We start from the raw sequence: 21,348 nt of genomic DNA on the forward strand, positions 1-21,348 counted from the left end.
GCTTACGACTAGCCCTTCGAAGATCGGCTACGGTAGACCACAACAAAACCGGCACATGGCGGGTCACTGCCGAACAGCAGTTCCTTTGGATCCAAGTCGGACGGTTCGCTAACGGCCCCAAACCAGCCGCGCTCGTCACGGGTTCATCGACCTTCTTTGTGGGATGAGGAGGCACCTCGTGGAGGGAAAACTAGTCCTTCTCCTGGTCCTTATGTTCGCCAGACCATACGAGAGAATACGAAGGAAATGGCTTGGCGAACCATCCGCCAACATATTGATTTCCTATAGGAAACGTTGACTCTTAGCGACTAACATAATCGTTATTTGTCAATGGGTTATGAGGCGGTTCGCCCAAATTGATTCAAGACGCTAGCACTACTTTGGCAGTTTAGGTTTGACGGCGTCTGCGAGCAGCTTCTCACAGTGAGGACATCTGCGGGGCGGCGGCCGCGTGAAGAGGTCGAGAATTGCTTGTCTAACAGCTGGCATGCTCGGTTGTGGCGGTGGTCCGCCGACTCTTTTTTTTCCGTCCCGCTGCTTTGAGGCGGCGGGCTTGGAGAAAGGCGTAGGCGATCATGGTCATCAAGGCGTGTCGATGTAATCCAGTCCATGATCGGCCTTCGAAGTGGTCGAGGCCGAGTTCCTCCTTCAATTGCTGATGTGCCTGCTCACAGACCCACCTCGCCTTGATCGTGGCGGCGAGCATCTTGAGGCTCGCATCGGCCGGTAAGTTCGACACATAGTATTTTTGCTCGCCAGTCGACCGGCGTTCGCCGACGAGCCAGACCTCGTCGCCTGGCATGCATTGCATGCGATTGTCGAGCATCCGGTGCTTATGACCATCCGCAACGCGGACACGGCGAGCCGCAAACAAACATGTCAGCCGACCTTTAGTGCCGCGCCGCCAGCTTATCTTGTGCCATCTCTCACCAGACAGCATCACCTCGGCAGAGACCGGCGGCTGGTCCGGGATGTGATATTGGCGGCGCCTGCCTGTGGTCGCGACCGGGAAGATCAGATCAACATCGGCCGGATAGACGTTTTGGCGTCGCGATAGTCCTACAGCCCACAGCAGACCGCGCTCACTCAAAGCCTGACGAAAAGAGCTGCTCGACCCGTAGCCCGCGTCGGCAAGCACGCAGCCGAAACGCACGCCGGAGGCGATGACACGATCGATCTCTTCGATGGCGATCTCCGGCTTTGTCAGAGCGACCTGTCGATCCTTCGGGACGCGCGCCCGCATCATCCGCTCGGGATCATTCGTCCAGGTGTCGGGCAAGAAGAGCCGAAGGCCCACCATCACCGGCACTTCGCGTGAGGCCAGGGTCACCGACACCAGCGACTGGCAGTTGGATGTCTTGCCAAGCGACGAAGCGTATTGAGGCGCGACACCAACCGAATGTTGTCCCTTCTTCGGTAACGCTGTGTCGTCAATGACGAGAAAACCCGCCTCATCGCCGACCAGGCGATCTGCCTCCTTCAGCAGGGCGGCCTCGAGCGGAGCGCTGTCCCAAACCCCTGCCGCGACAAAATGATGAAGCTGATCGTAGCCGACATCGCCCGCTCGCGCGGCCATCGGTTGTACGCTCTTACGGTCGCCCGGCCCGATCAGACCGGCAATGTACAGCGGACACATCCGGCGCCGAGCTGGATGCGAAAGACCTGCCAAAAACGGTTGAAGCCAGTGCTCGAGATCGGCTTGCCAGTCCACGTCCATTGATCGGCCCTCCATACGCCGACCTCCCATGAATCACGCAAACTCTCTCTTGGGAATTCCAAAAACTCGCCCGCCCCTAAAAACCTGCCAAAGTAGTGCTAGGCCAGCCACTCATTCGCTCCCAGTTTGGGGCTTCCTGAAAGCAGAAAGTCGATTTGTTGGCTAACTCTTGCGGATCGGCGAAAGCGTCTGTCCGCAAGCCAGGTATGTTCCGGAAACCAGCAAGACCATCAGCGTCGTGTCGAGAATATCGTGGCCGACAAGGATGCCTGTCAGGCCACCGATAACGTATATTATGACGGTGACCACGATCATGGTGGCGCCGAACCGCTCCAGCGGATCGGCACTGATGCGCAGGATTCTTGTCGCATTCCGGATTGCCACGACGAAGATTGCAGCCAACGTTAGCAAACCTACGAGTCCAGCCTGCACCAACGCCGTCAGAAAGCCGTTGTGGAAGTGGTTGAAGCCTTCGCTCGACCCAAAGCGCTGCTTGAACCCCTGCCTTGAAAGCTCACGGCTGGCAGCCATTCCCTGACCAAAAACAGGCGCTCGGCGAAAGGCATCGAGCCCGATGTCCCACAACCCAACCCGCAACCCGAGCGGCGTGGTATAATCGCCTTTGGCGGCGAGGGCATTCCAGTCATCGAACAGGACATATGTGCGATTGACGATGATTGGAGACGTGACTGCCGCTATCAGCAGCGTTGAGGCGCCGGCAATCACCAGCAACTGCCTCATATCTGATCGGGAAACCCTTTGGCGATTGATCACAAGAACGACCACAACCGCGATCAGCAAGGCCACCCAAATCATGCGCGAGCCCGAATAAATAGCTGCCACGACACCCGCAAGCGCCGCCGCTGTGAGGGGCTTCCAGGCTTTCTCTACCCCAGATAGAGCACCTGCCAGGCATGTCATCACGGCCAGGCAGGTGACAGTGGCAAACACGATGGGATTTCCGGCCCCTCCTTCGGCTCTCAGCATCCCAATCCAATGGTATTGGACGATGGCCAGCGCCAGCGCCCCGACACATGCTGCAGCGCTGGCGCGCACGGCAATGCGTGCAAGGGTCGCCTTGTCGGTGATGCTCCACGTCGAATAGGAGATCGGGAACAACAGCAAGGTGATCAGGGGCAGGAAATGCGTGGCATCGGCCCGCAGCGTACCGTTTACGATCGACGCCAGGATCTGCGCGGCGCAGTAGGCATAGATCGAAATGGTCATGGCAAGCATCGGTCGATCGATGTTCAAGTGCCGTCGGCCGGTCGCGAGCAGTGCCAAGGACCAGAGCGCGCCGCCATGGAAGACGAAGCTCACCACCGAACCGAGTACCGGTGGCGAAAAGAAGCAGGCGATCGAAAAGTAGCGGTTGACCTGTTCGGCCGTGAGTTGGCGCCGGAGCGATGTAAACAGGTTCAATGCCTTTGCTTCGCAGTCGTCGAGGTCACACGCGGATCGTTCAAACGATCCGCGCTCACCGTACTTTGCCCTGTGCCCGGAATCCGTATAGCCGCTCGCTTTGGTATCCGGTAGTGCGGAACTGTCTTGCCCTTCATCCAACTGCGTGAGCGGATGCGACAAAACCAAACCGGCCCCACCTTGATATCTGTTCAAGCCGCAACCGCCGACGAAACTCCTTGGCTCGCTTCCCGCCAGGATTGGAACATCAGCACATCCCAAAGCAGGTATTGATTGTTGCGATGCCCGGAAAGGTGTTCGGACCAGGCGCGCCGGATCGCGTCGGGTTGAAAGAAGCCGTCTTCACGCAACCGGCGCTCATCGAGCAGCGCGTCGGCCCATTCGCGCAGCGCGCCGCGCAGCCAGGCGTCGATGGGCACGCCAAAGCCCATCTTGGGGCGTTCGACCAGCGCTTTGGGAACGTGTCTGTAAAGCAGCTGCCTGAGTGGCCATTTGGTATGGCCGCCGGCGCGCAGAATGGAAAGCGGCAGCGACAGAGCTAAGCTGATCAAGCGGTGGTCGAGCAGCGGCACGCGGGTCTCGAGGCTGACGGCCATTGCCGCGCGGTCGACCTTCACCAGTATGTCGTCCGGCAGATAGCTCATCATATCGATGTACATCATCCGCTCGACGTTGCCGGACAATTCTGGAAGCGCTTCCAATCCCGTCAGCATGGTGGGTGGCTCTACAGAATCCGGGATGATCTCTGACGGCTCCCAATGCGAGCAGAGCCGACGATAGACATCGTCCATGCTTCGCAACGAAAGCACGGACGCGGCCTTGTGGATCTTGTCGCCGACGCGTTCGCGGCGAAGGCGTCGCGGCAAGATCGGCATGATGGCGCCGGCGACGTTGTTGTAGAGCGCGGGTGACGGCAGCGTCGCCAGGCTGGCCGAAGCACGCCGCAAGCCGATCGGTATGCGCGACAGCTTGTTCCAGAACGCATCGGCGAGCGCGTAGCGGGTGTAGCCGGAAAACAGCTCGTCGCCGCCGTCGCCCGACAACGCCACGGTGACGCTGCCGCGCGCCATCTTGGAGACTAGGAATGTCGGAATTTGCGAGGAGTCCGAGAACGGCTCGCAATAGATGCCCGGCAGCTGCGGCACGACATCGAGCGCGTCGTCCTGGCTGACATAAAGCTCGGTGTGATCGGTGCCGAGGTGGCGCGCCACCTGCTTGGCATGGTTGGCCTCGTTGTAGCCCGCTTCATCGAAGCCGATCGTGAAGGTGCGCACCGGCCGCGCGCTGATCGACTGCATGACCGAAACGACCGCGGAAGAATCAACGCCGCCCGACAGGAAGGCGCCGAGCGGCACGTCGGCGATCATCTGCCCCTCAAGTGAGCGGCGCAGCTGACGCTCGACCTCGTCGACCGCCTCCTCGGGGCTGCCCTGGAAAGGATGCCGCTGCCCTTGCGCGGCGACTTCGCTCGCGCTCCAATAACTCTCGACGCGCGGATCGCGCTGAGGATCGGCAAGGACGAGAAAGTGGCCGGGCCGTAATTTCCGGATGCCTTGGTAGATGCAGTAAGGCGCAGGAATGTAGTTATGGCGCATCATCAGCGCCAGCGCGTCGCGGTCGATCTCGGGACGCCAGTCCGGCAGCGGCTGAAACGCCTTGAGCTCGGAGGCAAAGGCGAACGCCTTGCCAATCCGGCCGTAATAGAGCGGCTTCTCCCCCAAACGATCGCGGCCGAGAACGAGCGTTCTCTCTCGTCGGTCCCACACTCCGAACGCAAACATGCCCACGGCCAGTTCAAGAGCCTTTGTGATTCCGAGCGCTTCGATGGCGGTCAGAAAAACCTCGGTGTCGGAATGCCCGCGCCAGGCATGGACGCCAAATTGCCGGTCGAGATGCGCACGCATCTCGCCGTGATTATAGATCTCGCCGTTGAAGACGATGACATGGCGCCCGTTGTGCGAGATCATTGGCTGCGCGCCGGCCGAAGACAGATCGATGATGGCCAGCCGGCGCTGGCTGAGTGCGATGCCGGCTTCGGCATCGCTCCAGACGCCGTCGCCGTCCGGTCCGCGATGCCGGATCCTGTCCGCCATGCGGCGCACGGTGAGGCCGCCGCAGCTTGTCGCGGCCGTTCCACCCACAATGCCAACGATCCCGCACATCTGGCGCTATTGATCCGTTCGCTCGAAACACCATTCGCCACAACCGGTGCCGAAAAGGCCAATTCCAGGTGTCACGTTGAAGCGCTGCCTGGTTCGAAACCCAAGCTTCTCCATGGCCGTCTCCAACGCGATGGCCGATGTCGATTGATAGGGGTAGCCGCCGAGCCAATCGTCGATATCGGCAAGGAATTCCATGCCTCGACGCGTGCGGTAGTTCCTTACAAACGAGAACGGATCGCGGTGGCGCAGGGTCCTCGCCACCATATAGGCCGAGACAAACAGTGCCTTGATCGGAGGCCGCAGCCACCGATGCGAGGCATAGAGCCGCTTTTCGACCGTCCACAGTCCGCAAAGCGGTGTCTTGAGGTAGATAGCGATGCCCAGTTGCCCGCTGCGGCCGACGAAGCCGGCGGCGTTGCCGATCGCTGTCCACATGTCTCCGGTATGGTGCAGCACACCCCACGAATAGACGACATCGAACGTTCCAGTCGGAAGCGAGGTCCTATCGAGGATATCGGCCCGCTCGACGCTCCAATCGGCTTGCGGGGCGAATCGCGACAGCACGGCCCTGGTCGTCTCGACGCAGTCTGCGTCATAGTCGAGCGCTGTGACCTTCGCTGCGCCCAGCCGCAGCGCGGCCGCTGAATGCAGGCCCGATCCGCAGCCGATGTCCAGAAATGTCTTCCCCTCCAGATCGCCCACCAGGCGGCGCAAATCCTGGCAAGCCCGGTCCAGATGCTCCTCTTCGAACAGCACGGCAAGCCCGGACCAGTTGCGGCCGAAATCATAGCGCGCGTTCATGGGCTCCCCACCTGCCGTCCTTTTTGCGAAGCACAGACTCTGCGCATCATGCTCGATAGAACTCCCGGTACCACTCGACAAAACGCGGAACCCCGATCTCGATCGGAATCTGCGGCTTGAAGCCCGTCGCCTCCTCGAGAGAGCTGACATCGGCGAAAGTTGCCGGCACGTCGCCCGGTTGCAGGGGCATGAGATTGCGGTTCGCCTTGCGCCCCAGCGCGTCTTCGAGCACCTCGATCAAGCGATTGAGCTGAACCGGCGAATTGCCGCCGATGTTGTGGATCCTGAATGGCGCATCGCTGGTCGCGGGGTCCGGCTCGACGCTTTTCCAATCAGGATTGGTGGTCGCCGGATGCCGCATGACGCGGACAATGCCTTCCACGATGTCGTCGATATAGGTGAAATCGCGCTGCATGTTGCCATGATTGAAGACATCGATCGGCTCGCCGGCGAGGATGGCCTTGGCGAAGATGAACAGGGCCATGTCCGGCCGACCCCACGGACCATAGACAGTGAAGAAGCGCAATCCTGTCGTCGGCAGCGCGAACAGATGGCTGTAGGTGTGCGCCATCAATTCGTTAGCCTTCTTGCTGGCGGCGTAGAGGCTGAGCGGATGATCAGCCGATTCGTGCACGGAAAACGGCATGCGCGTACTGCCGCCATAGATCGAGCTCGACGACGCATAGACCAGATGGCCGACCGAGGTTTGCCGGCATCCCTCCAGGACGTTGAGGAAGCCATTGAGGTTGCTTTCCGCATAGGCGTGCGGATTGGTCAGTGAATAGCGCACGCCCGCCTGCGCGGCGAGATTGACGACGATTTCGGGCATGGCCGTCTGGAACAGCGCCGAAATCCGGTCACGCTGGGTGAGATCGACTTGCTCGAAGCGAAAGTGCGGGAATGCCTTTAGCCGCTCCAGCCGCGCCTGCTTCAGGGAGACGTCGTAATACTCGTTCATGGAATCGAGACCGATCACCTGCCGGCCCTCGGCAAGCAGCCTCTGGCTAAGATGAAACCCTATAAAACCGGCGGTGCCGGTGATCAGAACGGGCCTGCTTGATGTCACGGCATATCCTAGCGTTAATTTCAGGTGGAGCCTTACAGGCTCCAATATTTTAATTCGTCAGGAATTTCATTCGGCTTGATAGCAGACTTGATGTCGAACAGTGTTCCACCCGGCTTAATCATTTGAAACAGGCGGGACCTTTCGCTCTGCAGGTAATGATTGTGCGGCACCGCCAGAACAAGCGCCTCCAAATCGTCTATTTCGTCGAGCGGCAGGATCGTTTCACCATGATCGCGTCGTGCGGCTTCGGCATCGGCAAGAGGATCGTGGACTTTAGGGACAATTCCGAACTGCCTCAGTTCCTTGATCATGTCGAAAACGCGGCTGTTGCGCAGATCCGGCACGTCCTCCTTGAATGTCAACCCGAGAACGCCGACAGACGCCCCTTTGACCGGCATGTCCGAGCGGATCAATTGCTTGACGACCTGCTGGGCAACAAAGGCTCCCATGCCGTCATTGATGCGACGGCCGGCAAGGATGATCTGCGGGTGGTAGCCCTCGGCCTCGGCCTTGGCAGTCAGATAGTAGGGATCGACACTGATGCAGTGTCCGCCGACGAAGCCGGGCTTGAAGGGGAGGAAGTTCCATTTGGTCGCCGCTGCATCGAGAACATCCTGAGTGCGGATATCAAGGCGCTCGAAGATCATGGCCAGTTCATTCATCAGCGCGATATTCAAATCGCGCTGGGTGTTCTCGATGACCTTCGCCGCCTCGGCCACCTTAATCGACGGAGCATGGTAGACACCTGCATCGATGATACGAGCGTAGGCGCTTGCCACGCGCTCCAGCGTTTCGGCGTTCTCGCCGGACACAACTTTGACGATCCGTCGTAGCGAGTGCTCGCGATCACCGGGATTGGCCCGTTCAGGCGAATAGCCGAGCGCGAAGTCGTGAGGATGCCGAAGGCCGGAAATACGCTCGATTATTGGTCCGCAGAAATCCTCGGTCACGCCTGGATAGACCGTCGATTCGAAGACGACGACCGCGCCTTTGCTCACCGCTTCTCCGACAAGTTCCGATGCCAGTTTCAGAGGCCCAAGATCGGGAGCGCGATTGACGTCTATCGGCGTTGGCACTGCCACGATGAAGAACGTCGCGCCTTTCAGCGTCTCCCGGTCGGTCGTAAGTACGATCGAGGATGTCTTCAGCGCAGTCGTGTCGACCTCGCCGGTGCGATCGACGCCGCCTCGCAGTTCCTGGATCCGACTTTCGCTAATATCGAAAGCTATCGTGCCTGGGAAAACTTCTCCAAACGCCACGGCTACCGGCAGGCCGACATATCCCAGGCCGATAACTGCAATGCGTTCGGACATCCGCAGATCCCTCAGGTAACTTGTGAGTCGAAGTGCTTGTATGGCAGGCGCTACGTCAATTCAACGACACGCTGTTGCGAAGGGGTAAAGTCCCTCCTCAAAAGTAGTCTGGGACCACTTCTCGTGGTGCCATCTGCCGACGATCATCGATGTTGTGGATAACATGCGGCAGCATTGGGTTTCGCGTGTCAAAAATCTACAACGGTCAAATGGTCGGGAGCAGGCAGCCCAAGAAATGACCGCATGAAGCGAATCGTCGTCATTGTGAGCGAACCAAAGTCCCTGGCAACCACTAGGGGGCATTTGCTTCTTGCGCTGCGCGATGCCGGGTACGAAGTTCATGCCATGGCGCCAGTCGATGCGATGACCGTTCGTTGGCTGACCGAAAACGGCGTCCAGTTTCATCCATTGCCAATGAAGCGTGCCGGGATTGCTCCGTTCGGCGATGCGCTGTTGGCCTTTCGTCTTCACAAATGGCTAAGAGAGCTCAAGCCCCAGGTGGTGTTGACCTGTGCGATCAAGCCGATTGTCTACGGCATGCCGGCGGCGCTGATTGCTGGGACACCGCGACGGCACGCGCTTGTCACCGGCCTTGGCTATGCCTTCACAGACCGGCACAAGTCACCACGCTGGAGGATGGTAAACGCAGTAGCTCGGCTTCTTTATGCCTCAAGCCTTCGGGTTGCCACCACGGTCACCTTCCAGAACGACGACGACCGGAATGACTTCCGTCGCCTGGGATTGCTCGGGCGCACGCCAGCCAATGTCGTCAATGGCTCAGGAGTCGATCTGGACCGGTTCAAAGTCGCGTCATTGCCCGAGCAGCCACGATTTCTTATGATTGCACGCCTGCTCCGCGACAAGGGCCTCGCTGAATATCTGGGTGCGGCGAAGCTGGTTAAGGCAGTCAGACCTGACGCTCGTTTCGACCTGGTCGGAGACAAGGATCCAAATCCCTCGGGCTTTCCGGTATCAGAAGTTGAGGCAGCAGTCGCGGACGGAACCATCCGCTATCACGGGCCGGTCGAAGACGTCCGTCAAGTGATCGCAGATTCGCGTATCTTCGTGCTTCCGTCCTATCGCGAGGGGACGTCACGCTCGGTCCTGGAGGCCATGGCGATGGGGCGCCCAGTGATCACGACGGATGCGCCGGGTTGCCGCGCGCCGATCGTGCCCGGGGTGAACGGCCTGCTGGTGCCGGTTGGCGCCACCACTCCCCTGGCTGAAGCCATGATCCGCTTAATCGACAACCCAGACGAAGCCGAATGCATGGCCAAGAACAGCCGATCGATTGCCGAACAGCGCTACGATATTCAGAAAGTTACCGCTCATATGATGGAAATTATCGAAGTCGGATACCGAGCCGCGGAATGACATTTGCAGGATCGAACCGGTACGAGTTTGGAGCCAATTGGGCGTCGTTCATTGACAAGCACTACTCGGCTGAACGTCGGCAGATGGCGGCCGATAAGCTTCTGTCCTTCTTAGGCAAACAGAGCCTCGAAGGGATGGATTTTCTTGACATCGGAAGTGGCAGCGGGCTGCACTCGCTTGCCGCCTTCGACGCAAAAGCGGATCGGATACATTCCTTCGACTTTGATCCGCTTTCGGTAAGTACCACCGGCAAGCTGCGCAAGTTGGCCGGGGATCCGCCGAACTGGGCCGTCGAACGAGGCGACGTACTCGATGCCGGCTTTCTGGAGACGCTCGGCACCTGGAGCCTTGTCTATTCCTGGGGCGTGCTCCACCACACCGGCGCCATGTGGCAAGCGATCGAAAATGCCGCGGGCAGGGTAGCGCCTGGCGGCCTCCTCTTCATCGCTCTCTATTCGTCGAATGTCGTGCAGCCTTCGGCGCAATTCTGGCTCGATGTGAAACGGCGATACAATGCCGCCAACCCTCGGCAAAGGTGGTGGATGGAATATTGGTACATCTGGCGCTTCGGCCTTGGCGGCAATCCGCTTCGACTGCCGCTGCTTTTGAAGCAGATCTACGAGAAGAAGAAAGGGCGGGGCATGAGCTACATGACCGACGTCCGCGACTGGCTGGGTGGCTGGCCAATGGAGTTCGCCGACGATCAGGCCGTGGTCGATTTCCTGAAGGAACGGTTCGATTTCGAACTCGTCAGAATATCCACGGGTGAAGCTTGCACGGAATTTCTCTTTCAGAACCCGAACAAGGTGCAATCCAAACCGAACTGATGCGGCGGCTTTGGGAGATCGACAGCGGCAGGACGGCCAAGCGCGTCGGTGAATCCGTCAACACGATGCACTTCAAGAGATCTGTCCGCCGGTTCTCGTCCAGATATGCGGCTGGCCGTCTTCGAGCGTTACGATCTCGTCGCAATTTTCGACTGTCGTGAGGCGGTGCGCGATGATCAATATAGTCAGGTCGGTGGGCAGTTCTCGGATCGCCTCCATGACTGCAGCCTCGGTCTCCATGTCGAGTGCGCTCGTAGCCTCGTCGAAGACGAGCACCGATGCCTGTTTGTACAAAGCCCGCGCGATACCTATTCGCTGGCGTTGGCCGCCCGATAGACGGACACCGCGCTCGCCGACGCGTGTCTCATAGCCCAGCGGCAAGCTTTCTATGAAGTCCGCCAACGCGGCCTGTTGCGCGGCATTGCGCACGCGCTCGGGGTTGATCGTGGCAGGGTCAATGCCGAAGGCGATATTGTCGGCGATCGACGAGTCCGCCAGGAAGATGCTTTGCGGCACATGCGCGATTTGTCTTTGCCAAGCACGTCGCGTAGCGCCATCCAGCGCCTGCCCGTCGATCTCGATCGCTCCGCTGGTCGGCTCGAGCAAACCCATTATCAGATCGACCGTCGTGCTCTTGCCGCTGCCGGTCTTGCCCACGAAGCCGACCTTGGTCCCCTTCGAGATCGTGAGATTGAACCGCTCGAGTATCGGGGGCTGGTCGGAAGCGTAACGGAACGACACGTCCTTGAGTGTGATCGCTCGATCGAATGGCAGGCGCCTGGCCGGAGGCTGGCTCCATTCTGGGCCAAGTGGTGCCTCCAGCGCCTGGAGCACAACTTCGGCGCCGGCAAGATTGCTCAGTATCAGCGCCCAATTGCCGTATACAAGCTGCATAGATGGCAGCAGACGCTGCGCTCCAAGAACGAATGTTCCCAGTATTGGCAGCACCTCGCCGGCATTGTTGGACCGGATGATGAGGAAATAGGCAAGCGCGGCGATGATCACCATACCCGCCGCTTCGATCGCGAAACGCGGAGCGCCAGCTGCAAGCGCGTTCGTTGCGTTCGCGCGTTGCAGTCGTAAATCGAGTTCGCTGTAGCGTGAGAGAAAATAGGGTTGGGTGTCGTTGATGATGACATCACGGATGCCACCCAGTCCCTCTTGTACCGAACGAATGCCTTCGGCCTGCGCGCTTGCGATGATTTTCGCATTTCTCTTGAGGTGTTTTCGGATCACAAGCGACATGGCGAGATAGACCACGCCAAAGCCCGCAAAGATAACGAAGGTGATGAACGAACTCAGGACAAAAAGGGCAGCGACGACGAAGACACCGACGATTATGCCGCTGATTGATTGCAACAGTGGCAGCATTACGCCTGCAGTAATGGCTTGGACCTGACGCAGCGCAGCCAACACCGCACTGGAGTTGCGCGAAACGTGGTAGCTATAGGGCTGGCGTAGAACTCGGTCATAGACCTTCACGCCCACTTCGTGCCCCAGCGAGAAGACGTAAGAATTCGTGGCCCAGGTAAGGAGTATGCGCACGGCGCCGGCTACGATGGCCACCACCGAAAACAGCACCGTGAGACCAAGAAGGCTGTCAGAAGAACCGGTGAGCCGAAAGCTCGCAAGCTGACCCGCCAGAAACGACTGTCCGCCAACGGCATCGGGATTGGCGATGCGCGCGAGAAACGGCAGCAAGGCACCAAGCGTGGCGGCTTCCGCCAGAGCACCAAACACCATCAGCACAAGGAGACCAAAAAACTGCCTCTGCCGCCGCTGTGATACCTGCTGCCACAAGCGTCGCAGTGTGTCGAAAGTGCTGCCCGGGTTTCGGTTTCCGCTCAATGCCAAATCGATGTCCGCATCCAGAAGGCCCAATGCACACGTTCGGCGCCCCACGACAAGCCACAACCCACGTCGATTGACAATTTTGTCACAGAAGCGCGGAGGTGGTCCGTCCACAAATTTGCGCGTCGTGAACTAGGGGCCACGGCCGCGACGAAGTGATAGGCTTCACTTATGAATGATGCCTTCGAGATTCGGGATCAAAGGCCGCGGCTGAGCTTGATTGCTGCATCGCTGTGCTCACTTGGCTTGTTCTCGGCAGGAGTTGGGGCGGCTTTCCTACTGTTTGTCGCGGCCTATCCGCTCGGATTGATCAGCGCTTACCCGGCACCGCCTGCCGCGGCAACCGAGGGGCCGCTAGGGTTCGAAGAGAAAGTGGCGGATGTCGACGACCTCTACCGTGGTGTGGGCGAACCCATGCAGGCCTATCTCGAGCGCCTGACAAAGGCTGTGGCGGGTGGAATGGTGCATTATTGGACGGAAGGTGACAGTTGGACAGAGACCGACATGCGCTACACACGCATCAGCGCTTTCGACAACTACCTGCTCTGGATTCTCAGCTTCCGGCCGCAATATCGCGAGACGTTGCAGAACTATGAGTTTGTCACGCCCCGTAAGGGGCTGGCTCGTGGCTACGGGTTCTGTTCGCAGGTTTCGAAAATCGTCTATTCCGTGCTTTCGGATCAAGGCATCGACGCGACCATCTATAGTGTGCCCGAGCACACCGTGGTCGTGTCGAATGGCAATATTCTCGATCCCGACTATGGGGTTTTCGTTCCTCACACGCTTGAGGACGTGCAACAGGATCCGTCGATCATCGATAGCTACTACGCGCAATTTGGACCAATGCTGCCCTTGCTGAAAAAGGCGTATGGTCAGTCCTGGCAGTCGCTTGGGACCGCCGAAGACTTCGATAGCGTGCGTGCATACGAGGCAAAGTTCGAACGCTTGAAATGGATTCCGCCGCTCGCGTTTCTGGCAACCGGCATCTTGCTCGCCACTATAGGTGCGCTGCTGCGGCATCGTGAAGGACTGGTCCGGCTTGTGTCGCGGCGGGTTCGCAAGTCAGTTCGCTCGTCCTAACCTTGCCGGGTCGCGACCTTTTGTGAATTGTATGCCAAATGGCGACTTCTGCTTGCGGGTGCCCGGCGCCTTGTGGCAAGCGGGACCAACGAGAACAGGCGGCGGGGCGCGAGACGCGGCGAGAAGGCCTTGCGATGACTAATGCTGAAAGCCAACAGCGCGCTGCCACGCCTTTGACCGCGCGCGTGAGAAGGACCCGGCGCAGCGTGCTCTTCGTCATCGGGACGCTTGATCTCGGGGGCACGGAAAGCCAACTCGTGCTGCTCGCCAAGGAGTTGAAGAAGCGGGGTTGGCAAGTCGAGGTCTTTGCCCTTTCATCGGGTGGCGTTCTTGCGCAAACGCTGGATCGTGCCGGAATCCGCATATTGTACGGGCTTCATCGACCCAATCCGTCACCCGCTTCGCCGACATCGGCAAAGGCGGAGGTCAAATCGAGTGCTACCCCGAAGACGCGACCGAGCGTGAAGGCGATGCTGGTGCTCGGCGCCGCGGTCACTTCGCTCGTTGTTCGCATCGCTTTGACCCGGCCACGCGTTGTCCACACTTTCCTGCCTTTGACCAACTTCCTGGGCGCATTGGCAGGCCGGTTTGCGCTGGCACCACGCGTCATCACCTCGAGACGCGGTCTGGGCAACCATCAGGAGCGATGGCCACGGCTGAAACGTATGGATCGAATCGCCAATCGGTTTTCACATGTGGTGGTCGCGAACTCGCATGCGGTCGCAGCCGACATGGCGACACGCGATGGCTATGACATCGACCGCGTCCGCGTGATTGCCAATGGTCTCGATCTGAGCCGCTTCGATGTTATCGGCCAAAGTCGGGATGACATCAGGCGCCGTCTCGGTCTTGAACCTGAAGATGTCGGTATCGTCATCGTCGCCAACCTCATTCCTTATAAGGGCCACAGCGATCTCATCGACGCATTCGCCCGCGCGAGCCAAAGCCGGCCGGAGCTGAGGTTGTTCATAGCCGGACAAGACCGGGGCATCGGCCCGGCTCTCATGGAGCAAGCCCAGCGGCTCGGCGTTGGATCGGCGGTGCGGCTGCTGGGGATGCAGGACGATGTCCCGGGCTTGCTTGCCGGCATGGACATCGGCGTGATCGCCTCGCACGAGGAGGGCTTTTGCAATGCCCTGATGGAAAAACTCACGGCAGGTCTTCCGGTCGTGGCCACCAATGTCGGTGGAAATCCGGAGGCTGTCTCGGGCATGCCGGGTTGTGTGCTGGTTGAGCCTCGTGACCCCGCCGATCTGGCCCGCGGGCTGCTCGCCGTTGTCCAGCGATTGCCAGAGCAGACAGCCGACCAAGAATATCGTCAGCGGGTGATGCGCGAGCGCTACTCCATAGAAGCTATGGTCGACGCTTATGAACGCCTCTATCTCGCGGGCAAGTGAGTGAGCGCCCAACCGGAACGCTCAGTGAATTTGGTGCGCCCGCCGCAGGCGATCCTGACGGACATCTCCGCCGGGGCCTGCGCTTTTGTGATCGTCATCTATCAGTCCTGGTTCATGCCATACTTCCTGCCGTTCTTTACGGGGCGGGACGAGTTCGCGAGGCTGGTTTTCCATGCGCTCTATGGCGGCGTTCTGGTTATTTCGATCGCCGTTCTTGCGACGCGTCGGGACGTGCGCAGCGCGATCCTCCTGCTTGGGGCCGCTGCCGCCATGGCAGTCGTCCCGGTTGCGCTTCATCCGGTCGGGATCGTCGCCAAATGCTATCTGATCACGCTTTTTCTCGGCGGCGCGGCCATTGTCCTCATGCTTGCCTCCGCTCCGGCAATCGTGCTGCGCCTGTCGGCAGCGGTTACGGCGCTCAACGCGGCGATCTGCTTCCTCGACCTCCTCTTCGCCAACGGCTTCACCAATACTCCTGGCCGGGCCGCCGGTTTGGCGATCAATCCAAATGTGGCCGCTGCTGGACTGTTGCTCGGGGCCTCGGCGAGCTACCGCGCCGTTGCGGAAAAATGGCGCGCCAGTTTCCTTGTTCTTGTGGGAGCCGCGCTGCTCGTTACCGTTTCCCGTTCGACCCTTCTTGCCGCCTTTGCCACGGTGGCGGTGCCGATCGTCGTTTGCCTTGGCCAGCAATTTCGCAACCGTCGTCGTTTGGAGCTCAATGCCAGAGGCTGGAGCCGCCCGCTTGCCGTTGCACTGGCACTGGTGGGGATAATCGGTATCGCGCTGGCCACAAATGCTTATTTTCGTGTCTCCATCGGCGAATCCTTCGCCGGGGTATTATCGGTTGGCAAGGCGCTCGATGAGGCAGCGGAGGCTGTCGATGCATCACACGATCAGGTTCCGTCTCCCGCTGTAGCCCCGGCTGCGCCGTCGTCCGAGGGAGTTCCGGCAAAACAATCAGCTCTTGCTGGACGAAGGTCGTCTGCTGTCATTGACCAGCCTCGGGCAAAACCTTCGATCAGTTCAGCAGACAAGTCGGCGAGCGCTGCCCCATCTCCGCCTCCGGAGAGCTCCCTGCCATCGTCCGCTGCAAGCCAATCCACGAACGCCGCCAAGATACAGGCGCTCGGCGAACGTCTTACGGATGAGGGCAAGAGAAATTCGATTTCGGCAAGAGCACTCTTTTTGGAGCGCGGCCTGCTCGCTTATAGAGAAGGCGGCCCCTTTGGTCGCGGACTTGAGGAGGCGCAGGCTCTTGCTCCCCACAACACCTTCCTCCTCTTTGCAATTGCTTTTGGTCACCTTGGCTGGTTGATCCCGATCGGCCTCGTCGGCTTCGCTTTCTGCTTCGTCCGCAGCGCCGGAGATCTCGCCCTTGGTGTCGCACTCGTGGGGGTTATGCTGACGTCGCATGACCTCTTGCTCACACCGAGTCTCTTTCTTCCGGTCGCGTTAGGAATTGGCGGCATGCTTGCCGAGCGGCGAGGATTTGCGAAAAGCCATTCTTTGGTGAAAAAAGGGGAGCACTGGAGCGTTGCTTTTGGAACCGTTGCAGGCGTCGCGGCCTTTGCGGCCGGCTGCATTGCCATATTGCTCATCACACCGTCGCTTGTTGCCGGACGGCTGCAGAACGAGGCGATGTTTACCGCAAGAGGCGGGTACGAGACGCTGCTCCCGCGGTCACAGTTTCCCGGCCTTTTCCAGTTTGACAACTTTGCCGACATTCCCTCTTTGAAGACTTCTTACCTTCGGGAAGAAGGGACATCGCTCCGCCAAGTCGAATGGGCCGCGCATGCATGGCCCGCGGTCGGGCCGGGCGAGTATACTTTTCGCCGGCGTGACGCGGTGCTGTTCGCGGCCACGGATTCGAGCGACCCTCGCAGAAATGGGCGAACCTACGCGGTCGCCGTTCCGCTCTCGGTCAGCGCACTGTGCTTCACTCTTCTGGGCACAATCATCGCGTGGTCAATTGTGACGACGGCTGCCGTGACGCCACGGATAAATCGTTCCGAAGCCTCTCTATGATTTTCGGAACAATGAGTCGCGCCCCGTAGATCGAGAAGTGGTTCTCATCCAGGTATAGACTATGCCCTCCGCCGTCCGTCACATGACAGCCAGTTGCAGAGCAGATGGTCTCGAAGGGATCAACCAGTTGAAAGCTCGAATGGCGGGCGAAGGCCGCGAAGGCCTGATCGAAGGCCACGTGCTCCACCCGCGTGAGAATCGGGCATGGCAAGGAGACGTAAGTCGGTCTCAAGTGGCAAATCAGATAGGCGTCCGGCGCTTGTCCGATCAGGATCACCGGACCGCGAAAACCGGCATAGAGTTTCGCTATATCGCCGAGCATGGTCGCAAACAGTTTCGCCAGGTCGGGCAAGTCGACAGGCGCGCCATCGACTTTCCGTTCGAGAAGATTGCGATATCCGGGCCAGCGTTGCCCCTGGACAATGGCCAGGATGCCACCGGCCTTCAACCAGCGCGCGATCTGGTCGGTAGCATTCCGGCAGTGCCGCGTGACCGCGCCGTTGGTCCTGGTCTGGAGCTCCGCTCCAACGTAGCAGTTGCCGGCTTCCGCCAGCAGGAAATGGAATTCCTGCCCACCGAGTTCTTGAAGAGCGCGTGTGTATTGGTCGATGTGCGAATCCCCGACCACCAGTATCTTGTTTGAACTTTGAAGGTTCCCGAACTCGCAGAAATCCTGGCAAGCCAAAGAGCCGGTAATCGCCTTCAAGGCTACGCTGTCGGCCAGTTCGGTTCCTGCGACGGAATGAAGACGCCAGGGCATTCCGCCCGACATCGCGTAGCTGACCGCGGGAAATAAGAGCAGGCCAGCCAGGGCAAGTCCGGGAAAGGCGACGAAGCCACGGCCAGCGCGATAAGGCTGCTCGATGACATGAAACATCAACGCGGCCAAGACGAGAGACAGCAGCCCAACCAAAAGCGCCTCGGTCGGCAGCAGGGGTCGAAGCAGCCCGTATTCGCAGAACACGATCAGGGGCCAATGAAGGAGGTAGAGCGAGTAGCTGATGCGGCCGAGATAGACGGCCGCACGATTGCGCAACACAAGTCCTGCCCATCGCGAACGGTCTGCATGCAACACCATGCCAGCGCCGATGGCAGGCGCAAGGACGTTCCAGGCGGGCGCGCCCGAACGGCTGTCGAAAACGAAAACCGCAAGCGCTATGAGGACCAAGCCGAGACAGGCGAGCAACTCGTGACCAAGGACAGGCCGCGGCTTCGGAAGCCAGACCAGCGCCGCGCCGCAAGAGAACTCGAATACGCGGAAGGGTGTGTTGTAAAAGACTGTCGCGCGGCCGTCCGCGATCCAGTCGGCCGCCCAGGTTCGTGAAAGCAACCAAAACGATCCGTCCTGGAATGCGACAATGAGACAGAAACTGAAAATGGCAATCGCCACGATCGGCCAAATCATTCGCCGTGGGAATACGGCAAGCAAAACTGAAAGTAGCAATGGCCAGACGAGATAGAACTGCCACTCCACGCCCAGTGACCACGTATGAAGGAGTGGCTTCAGCCGCGCGGCCAGATCAAAATAGCCGGACTCGCGCCAGAAGAAGATGTTCGAAATGCCGAAAGTCGCTGCCGTCAGAGATTTGGCGAAGGTCTCCAGATGCTGAGGCGTAAACACCAGAAAAGCGGCGATGCATGAAAGCGAGAGTGTCGTGAAGAACGCCGGCAGCAGGCGCCGAGCTCGGCGCGAATAGAACTGCGCCACACTGAAACGCCCTGCCTCGATGTCGGTAGCCACAATGCGGGTGATCAAAAAACCACTGATTACGAAAAATACATCGACGCCGACAAAGCCACCGCTGAAACCTGAAATTCTCAAGTGGAAAAACAACACTACCAGAACGGCGACGGCTCTAAGCCCATCGATGTCCGTGCGATGATGGTCTGCTGCTGCAGTAGCCGTAGATGACAGGGAGCCGGCCTTTGCTCCAACAGGCAGCTCGCTGCTGTTTTCCTGGCAGGCCGCCCCAGTCGCGATCGAGAGCGGAGCTTCGCCGCTTCGCACCTCGCTCAATTGCTTTTGCCGGCCGTTGGAGACGGCGCGGTGTTCGCCGCCGATAACCGGTTTTGCGCCTGGCCTGCAAGGGCCGGATAGAGACCCATCATCCGCGCAATGGCATCGTCTGTCTCGGACCTCAGATTTCTGCGTATATGCGAGCCATCGCGGTAGATGAACTCGCCATTGATGTAGGTTGCGCAATGTCTGTCGGGACACATCCCTTTGAGCGGATCGACAAAGACGACAGTATTGTCCTGAACGAGCGATGTGAGTGCGGTCACCATCGGCGACCATATCCGGAACACTTGCTCGCTATTCATCTCGGTCGAACAACGCCTCAGCATACCGCTTTCGCGCATCGCCGCGCACGAAGTCAGATCCATGCCTGGACCGGGCACCTGGCCAATGATTGCGATGCGCCGATCAGGGCTTTTGATTTCCTTGACGAGACTACGCAGGCCATCCCGCAACAACAGGACTTTGTCCGTCTGCCTCCCATCATCGTCAGCAACGACATCGGTGTAGCCAAGGCTTGTCCAGGCCGCGGACAGCACCACGAGGTCGATGTCTGTCCGTTGTCTCAGCATGCCGACCGCGGCCTTTCGCGACGATGCGCAGCTCTCCCGGTAGTCGGGCAATCCCGGAAAGTCGCGGTGGATACCATCCCCGAAGGCAGCCGGGCAGGCTCGGTAAAGGAAGAAAGCGGTATTTTCTCTCTTGCCTGCGCTGTCGAATAGCGGGGCGAGATGCTCGGCATGGCTGTCGCCCCACAGCATGGCGTGGCGCGCCGCTTTGTCCCAGGGCGCGCCGAACGCGCAAAAGGTGCTGCCCAGTTCAGGAATGCTGACCATTTGTGGGCATGACCAATCCCACATCACATCAAGGCTGCGCATCGCCTCCACTTCCTTCGAAATCCTGCTGGTAAAACCGCCGGCCTCGAAGATCGCATTGGCGCTCAGGCAAACCATCGCTACGGCGGTGGCACCTGCGATGAGTGCCCGGGACGGCGCAACCCGCAGTCGGCGGACAGGTTCCTCGACGAACCGCCAGGATAGATACGCCGCCAGCCAGGCCGTAGCGATAAGCACCGACGATTCGACCCCTGACGGCATTGCGGTGCCGGCGTAGTGACGGAAGAAGACCAGGATGGGCCAATGCCAGAGGTAGAGGCTATAGGAAATCTTGCCCGTCGATCGCAAAGGCGTGCTCGCAAGTAGCGACGAGATCGTTGAGTGCGTCCGCGGCCAAATGAGCAGAACAGCGCCGACCACCGCAACGAGCGCGCCAAGGTTCGGAAGCGGCTGGCTCGGCGACATCGAAATGGTGCTGGCAACTACCAGACCAAGGCCTATCAGCCCGAACGCTTCCGACGTGCGCCGGCGGCCTATCGGCGGAGCAAAGATGAGCAAGCCGCCGAAGGCCAATTCCCAGGCCCGGCTGAAGGGAACATAGAATGCCTGTTTCGGATCGATCGCCTCCAGATGGAGGGTGATCGAGAAGCTGACCACGGCGACGATGCAGATCAGTGCGATTACCGGCAACTGGCGGCCGCGTGCCAGCCGGTTGGCAATCAGAAGCAGCAGTGGCCATACGAGATAGAACTGCTCTTCGACACCGAGCGACCAGAGATGGAGCAGCGGCAGAAGCGCCGCCTCTCGATCGAAATAGCCGGTATTCCAGAGGAAGTAATAGTTTCCCAATCCGAACGTGGAATATGCCGCACTGCGTCCCAAACCGGCATAGTCCCCGGGGAGCAACAGGAACCAGCCGGCAATGAGCGAGAAGCAGATCATCAAAAGCATCGCCGGCAATATTCGGCGCATGCGTCTGCCGTAGAATTCGACAAGGGATAGTCCGCCGCCTTCAGCCACCAGAAGGCGCGTGATCAGATAGCCTGAGATCACAAAGAAGATATCGACGCCAACGAAGCCACCCGGGAACCCGGGCACGTCGAAATGGAAAAGAATGACAGCGATCACTGCGATTGCGCGCAGTCCGTCGATATCTGGCCGATAGTCGGACTTCAAAGCTCCCCCCATCAATCCCTCGGCCTCTTAGCCCAATTGCGCAACCTGAGTCGATGGCCGGTCGCATGCAATGGCGACACATCCGGTTCGACTTACAGGTCGCCTTGCGAGAAACGTGGGGATACCCTCACATTTTGTTTCGTACCGGGGCCACGAAAACCTAAACATCGGCATGTGTGTGCCAGAATCAGTTCTGTCCTCGTGGCCCACATCATGGGAGGATTGGCAGCATTTCGGATGGGTATTTATTCGTTGATGATATCAAGGACGACGAAAACTCGCCC

Annotated in this window: 13 protein-coding genes and 1 pseudogene; 5 read left to right on the forward strand and 9 right to left on the reverse strand. The window is 59.5% G+C overall.

Going from position 1 to position 21,348, the window contains the following annotated elements:
* Positions 1 to 475 precede the first annotated feature (475 nt).
* The 6 genes and pseudogenes from JN279_RS13990 to JN279_RS14015 form a co-directional block, all read right to left on the reverse strand.
* Positions 476 to 1,754, reverse strand: a pseudogene (locus JN279_RS13990) (IS701 family transposase).
* Between the two features lie 125 nt (positions 1,755 to 1,879).
* On the reverse strand, positions 1,880 to 3,334 hold the full coding sequence (locus JN279_RS13995; protein WP_446720406.1) for an O-antigen ligase family protein: 1,455 nt from the start codon (positions 3,332 to 3,334) through the stop codon (positions 1,880 to 1,882).
* The gene (asnB, locus tag JN279_RS14000) at positions 3,331 to 5,301 is read right to left on the reverse strand and encodes an asparagine synthase (glutamine-hydrolyzing) (protein ID WP_202353054.1); all 1,971 of its coding nucleotides are present in this window, start codon (positions 5,299 to 5,301) and stop codon (positions 3,331 to 3,333) included. Before asnB ends, JN279_RS13995 begins: the two co-directional genes overlap by 4 nt.
* A gap of 6 nt (positions 5,302 to 5,307) precedes the next feature.
* On the reverse strand, positions 5,308 to 6,102 hold the full coding sequence (locus tag JN279_RS14005) for a class I SAM-dependent methyltransferase (RefSeq protein WP_244734575.1): 795 nt from the start codon (positions 6,100 to 6,102) through the stop codon (positions 5,308 to 5,310).
* Between the two features lie 46 nt (positions 6,103 to 6,148).
* Complete coding sequence (locus tag JN279_RS14010) at positions 6,149 to 7,168, reverse strand: NAD-dependent epimerase (RefSeq protein ID WP_096448958.1); 1,020 nt, start codon at positions 7,166 to 7,168, stop codon at positions 6,149 to 6,151.
* Between the two features lie 32 nt (positions 7,169 to 7,200).
* Positions 7,201 to 8,481: a nucleotide sugar dehydrogenase gene (locus JN279_RS14015; protein WP_096448956.1), complete on the reverse strand. Its 1,281-nt coding sequence runs from the start codon at positions 8,479 to 8,481 to the stop codon at positions 7,201 to 7,203.
* Positions 8,482 to 8,724: 243 nt separating this feature from the next.
* Here JN279_RS14015 and JN279_RS14020 point away from each other — a divergent pair, with 243 nt between their 5' ends.
* Together JN279_RS14020 and JN279_RS14025 are read left to right on the forward strand one after the other, a co-directional pair.
* On the forward strand, positions 8,725 to 9,855 hold the full coding sequence (locus tag JN279_RS14020) for a glycosyltransferase family 4 protein (protein ID WP_096448954.1): 1,131 nt from the start codon (positions 8,725 to 8,727) through the stop codon (positions 9,853 to 9,855).
* Between the two features lie 83 nt (positions 9,856 to 9,938).
* A complete protein-coding gene (locus JN279_RS14025; RefSeq protein WP_244734726.1) occupies positions 9,939 to 10,682 on the forward strand; it encodes a class I SAM-dependent methyltransferase in 744 nt (247 codons plus the stop codon).
* Between the two features lie 72 nt (positions 10,683 to 10,754).
* Here JN279_RS14025 and JN279_RS14030 read toward each other — a convergent pair whose 3' ends face one another.
* A complete protein-coding gene (locus tag JN279_RS14030) occupies positions 10,755 to 12,563 on the reverse strand; it encodes an ABC transporter ATP-binding protein (protein WP_244734576.1) in 1,809 nt (602 codons plus the stop codon).
* Between the two features lie 141 nt (positions 12,564 to 12,704).
* On the opposite strand from JN279_RS14030, the gene JN279_RS14035 reads away from it, so the two are divergent.
* The 3 genes from JN279_RS14035 (at position 12,705) to JN279_RS14045 (ending at position 17,035) form a co-directional block, all read left to right on the forward strand.
* On the forward strand, positions 12,705 to 13,613 hold the full coding sequence (locus JN279_RS14035; RefSeq protein WP_202353057.1) for a hypothetical protein: 909 nt from the start codon (positions 12,705 to 12,707) through the stop codon (positions 13,611 to 13,613).
* A 134-nt stretch (positions 13,614 to 13,747) separates the two neighbouring features.
* Positions 13,748 to 15,010, forward strand: a complete 1,263-nt coding sequence (locus tag JN279_RS14040) for a glycosyltransferase (RefSeq protein ID WP_202353058.1) — start codon at positions 13,748 to 13,750, stop codon at positions 15,008 to 15,010.
* Between the two features lie 24 nt (positions 15,011 to 15,034).
* A complete protein-coding gene (locus tag JN279_RS14045) occupies positions 15,035 to 17,035 on the forward strand; it encodes a hypothetical protein (RefSeq protein WP_202353059.1) in 2,001 nt (666 codons plus the stop codon).
* On the opposite strand, the gene JN279_RS14050 is transcribed toward JN279_RS14045, so the two are convergent.
* Together JN279_RS14050 and JN279_RS14055 are read right to left on the reverse strand one after the other, a co-directional pair.
* A complete protein-coding gene (locus tag JN279_RS14050) occupies positions 16,965 to 19,043 on the reverse strand; it encodes an acyltransferase family protein (RefSeq protein WP_244734728.1) in 2,079 nt (692 codons plus the stop codon). The two genes, JN279_RS14045 and JN279_RS14050, sit on opposite strands and share 71 nt — an antisense overlap.
* A gap of 5 nt (positions 19,044 to 19,048) precedes the next feature.
* Positions 19,049 to 21,064: an acyltransferase family protein gene (locus JN279_RS14055; protein WP_202353061.1), complete on the reverse strand. Its 2,016-nt coding sequence runs from the start codon at positions 21,062 to 21,064 to the stop codon at positions 19,049 to 19,051.
* Between the last annotated feature and the right edge of the window lie 284 nt (positions 21,065 to 21,348).

Origin of the sequence: Mesorhizobium sp. 113-1-2 (genome assembly GCF_016756475.1) — a bacterium.
Taxonomy (GTDB): domain Bacteria; phylum Pseudomonadota; class Alphaproteobacteria; order Rhizobiales; family Rhizobiaceae; genus Mesorhizobium; species Mesorhizobium loti_C.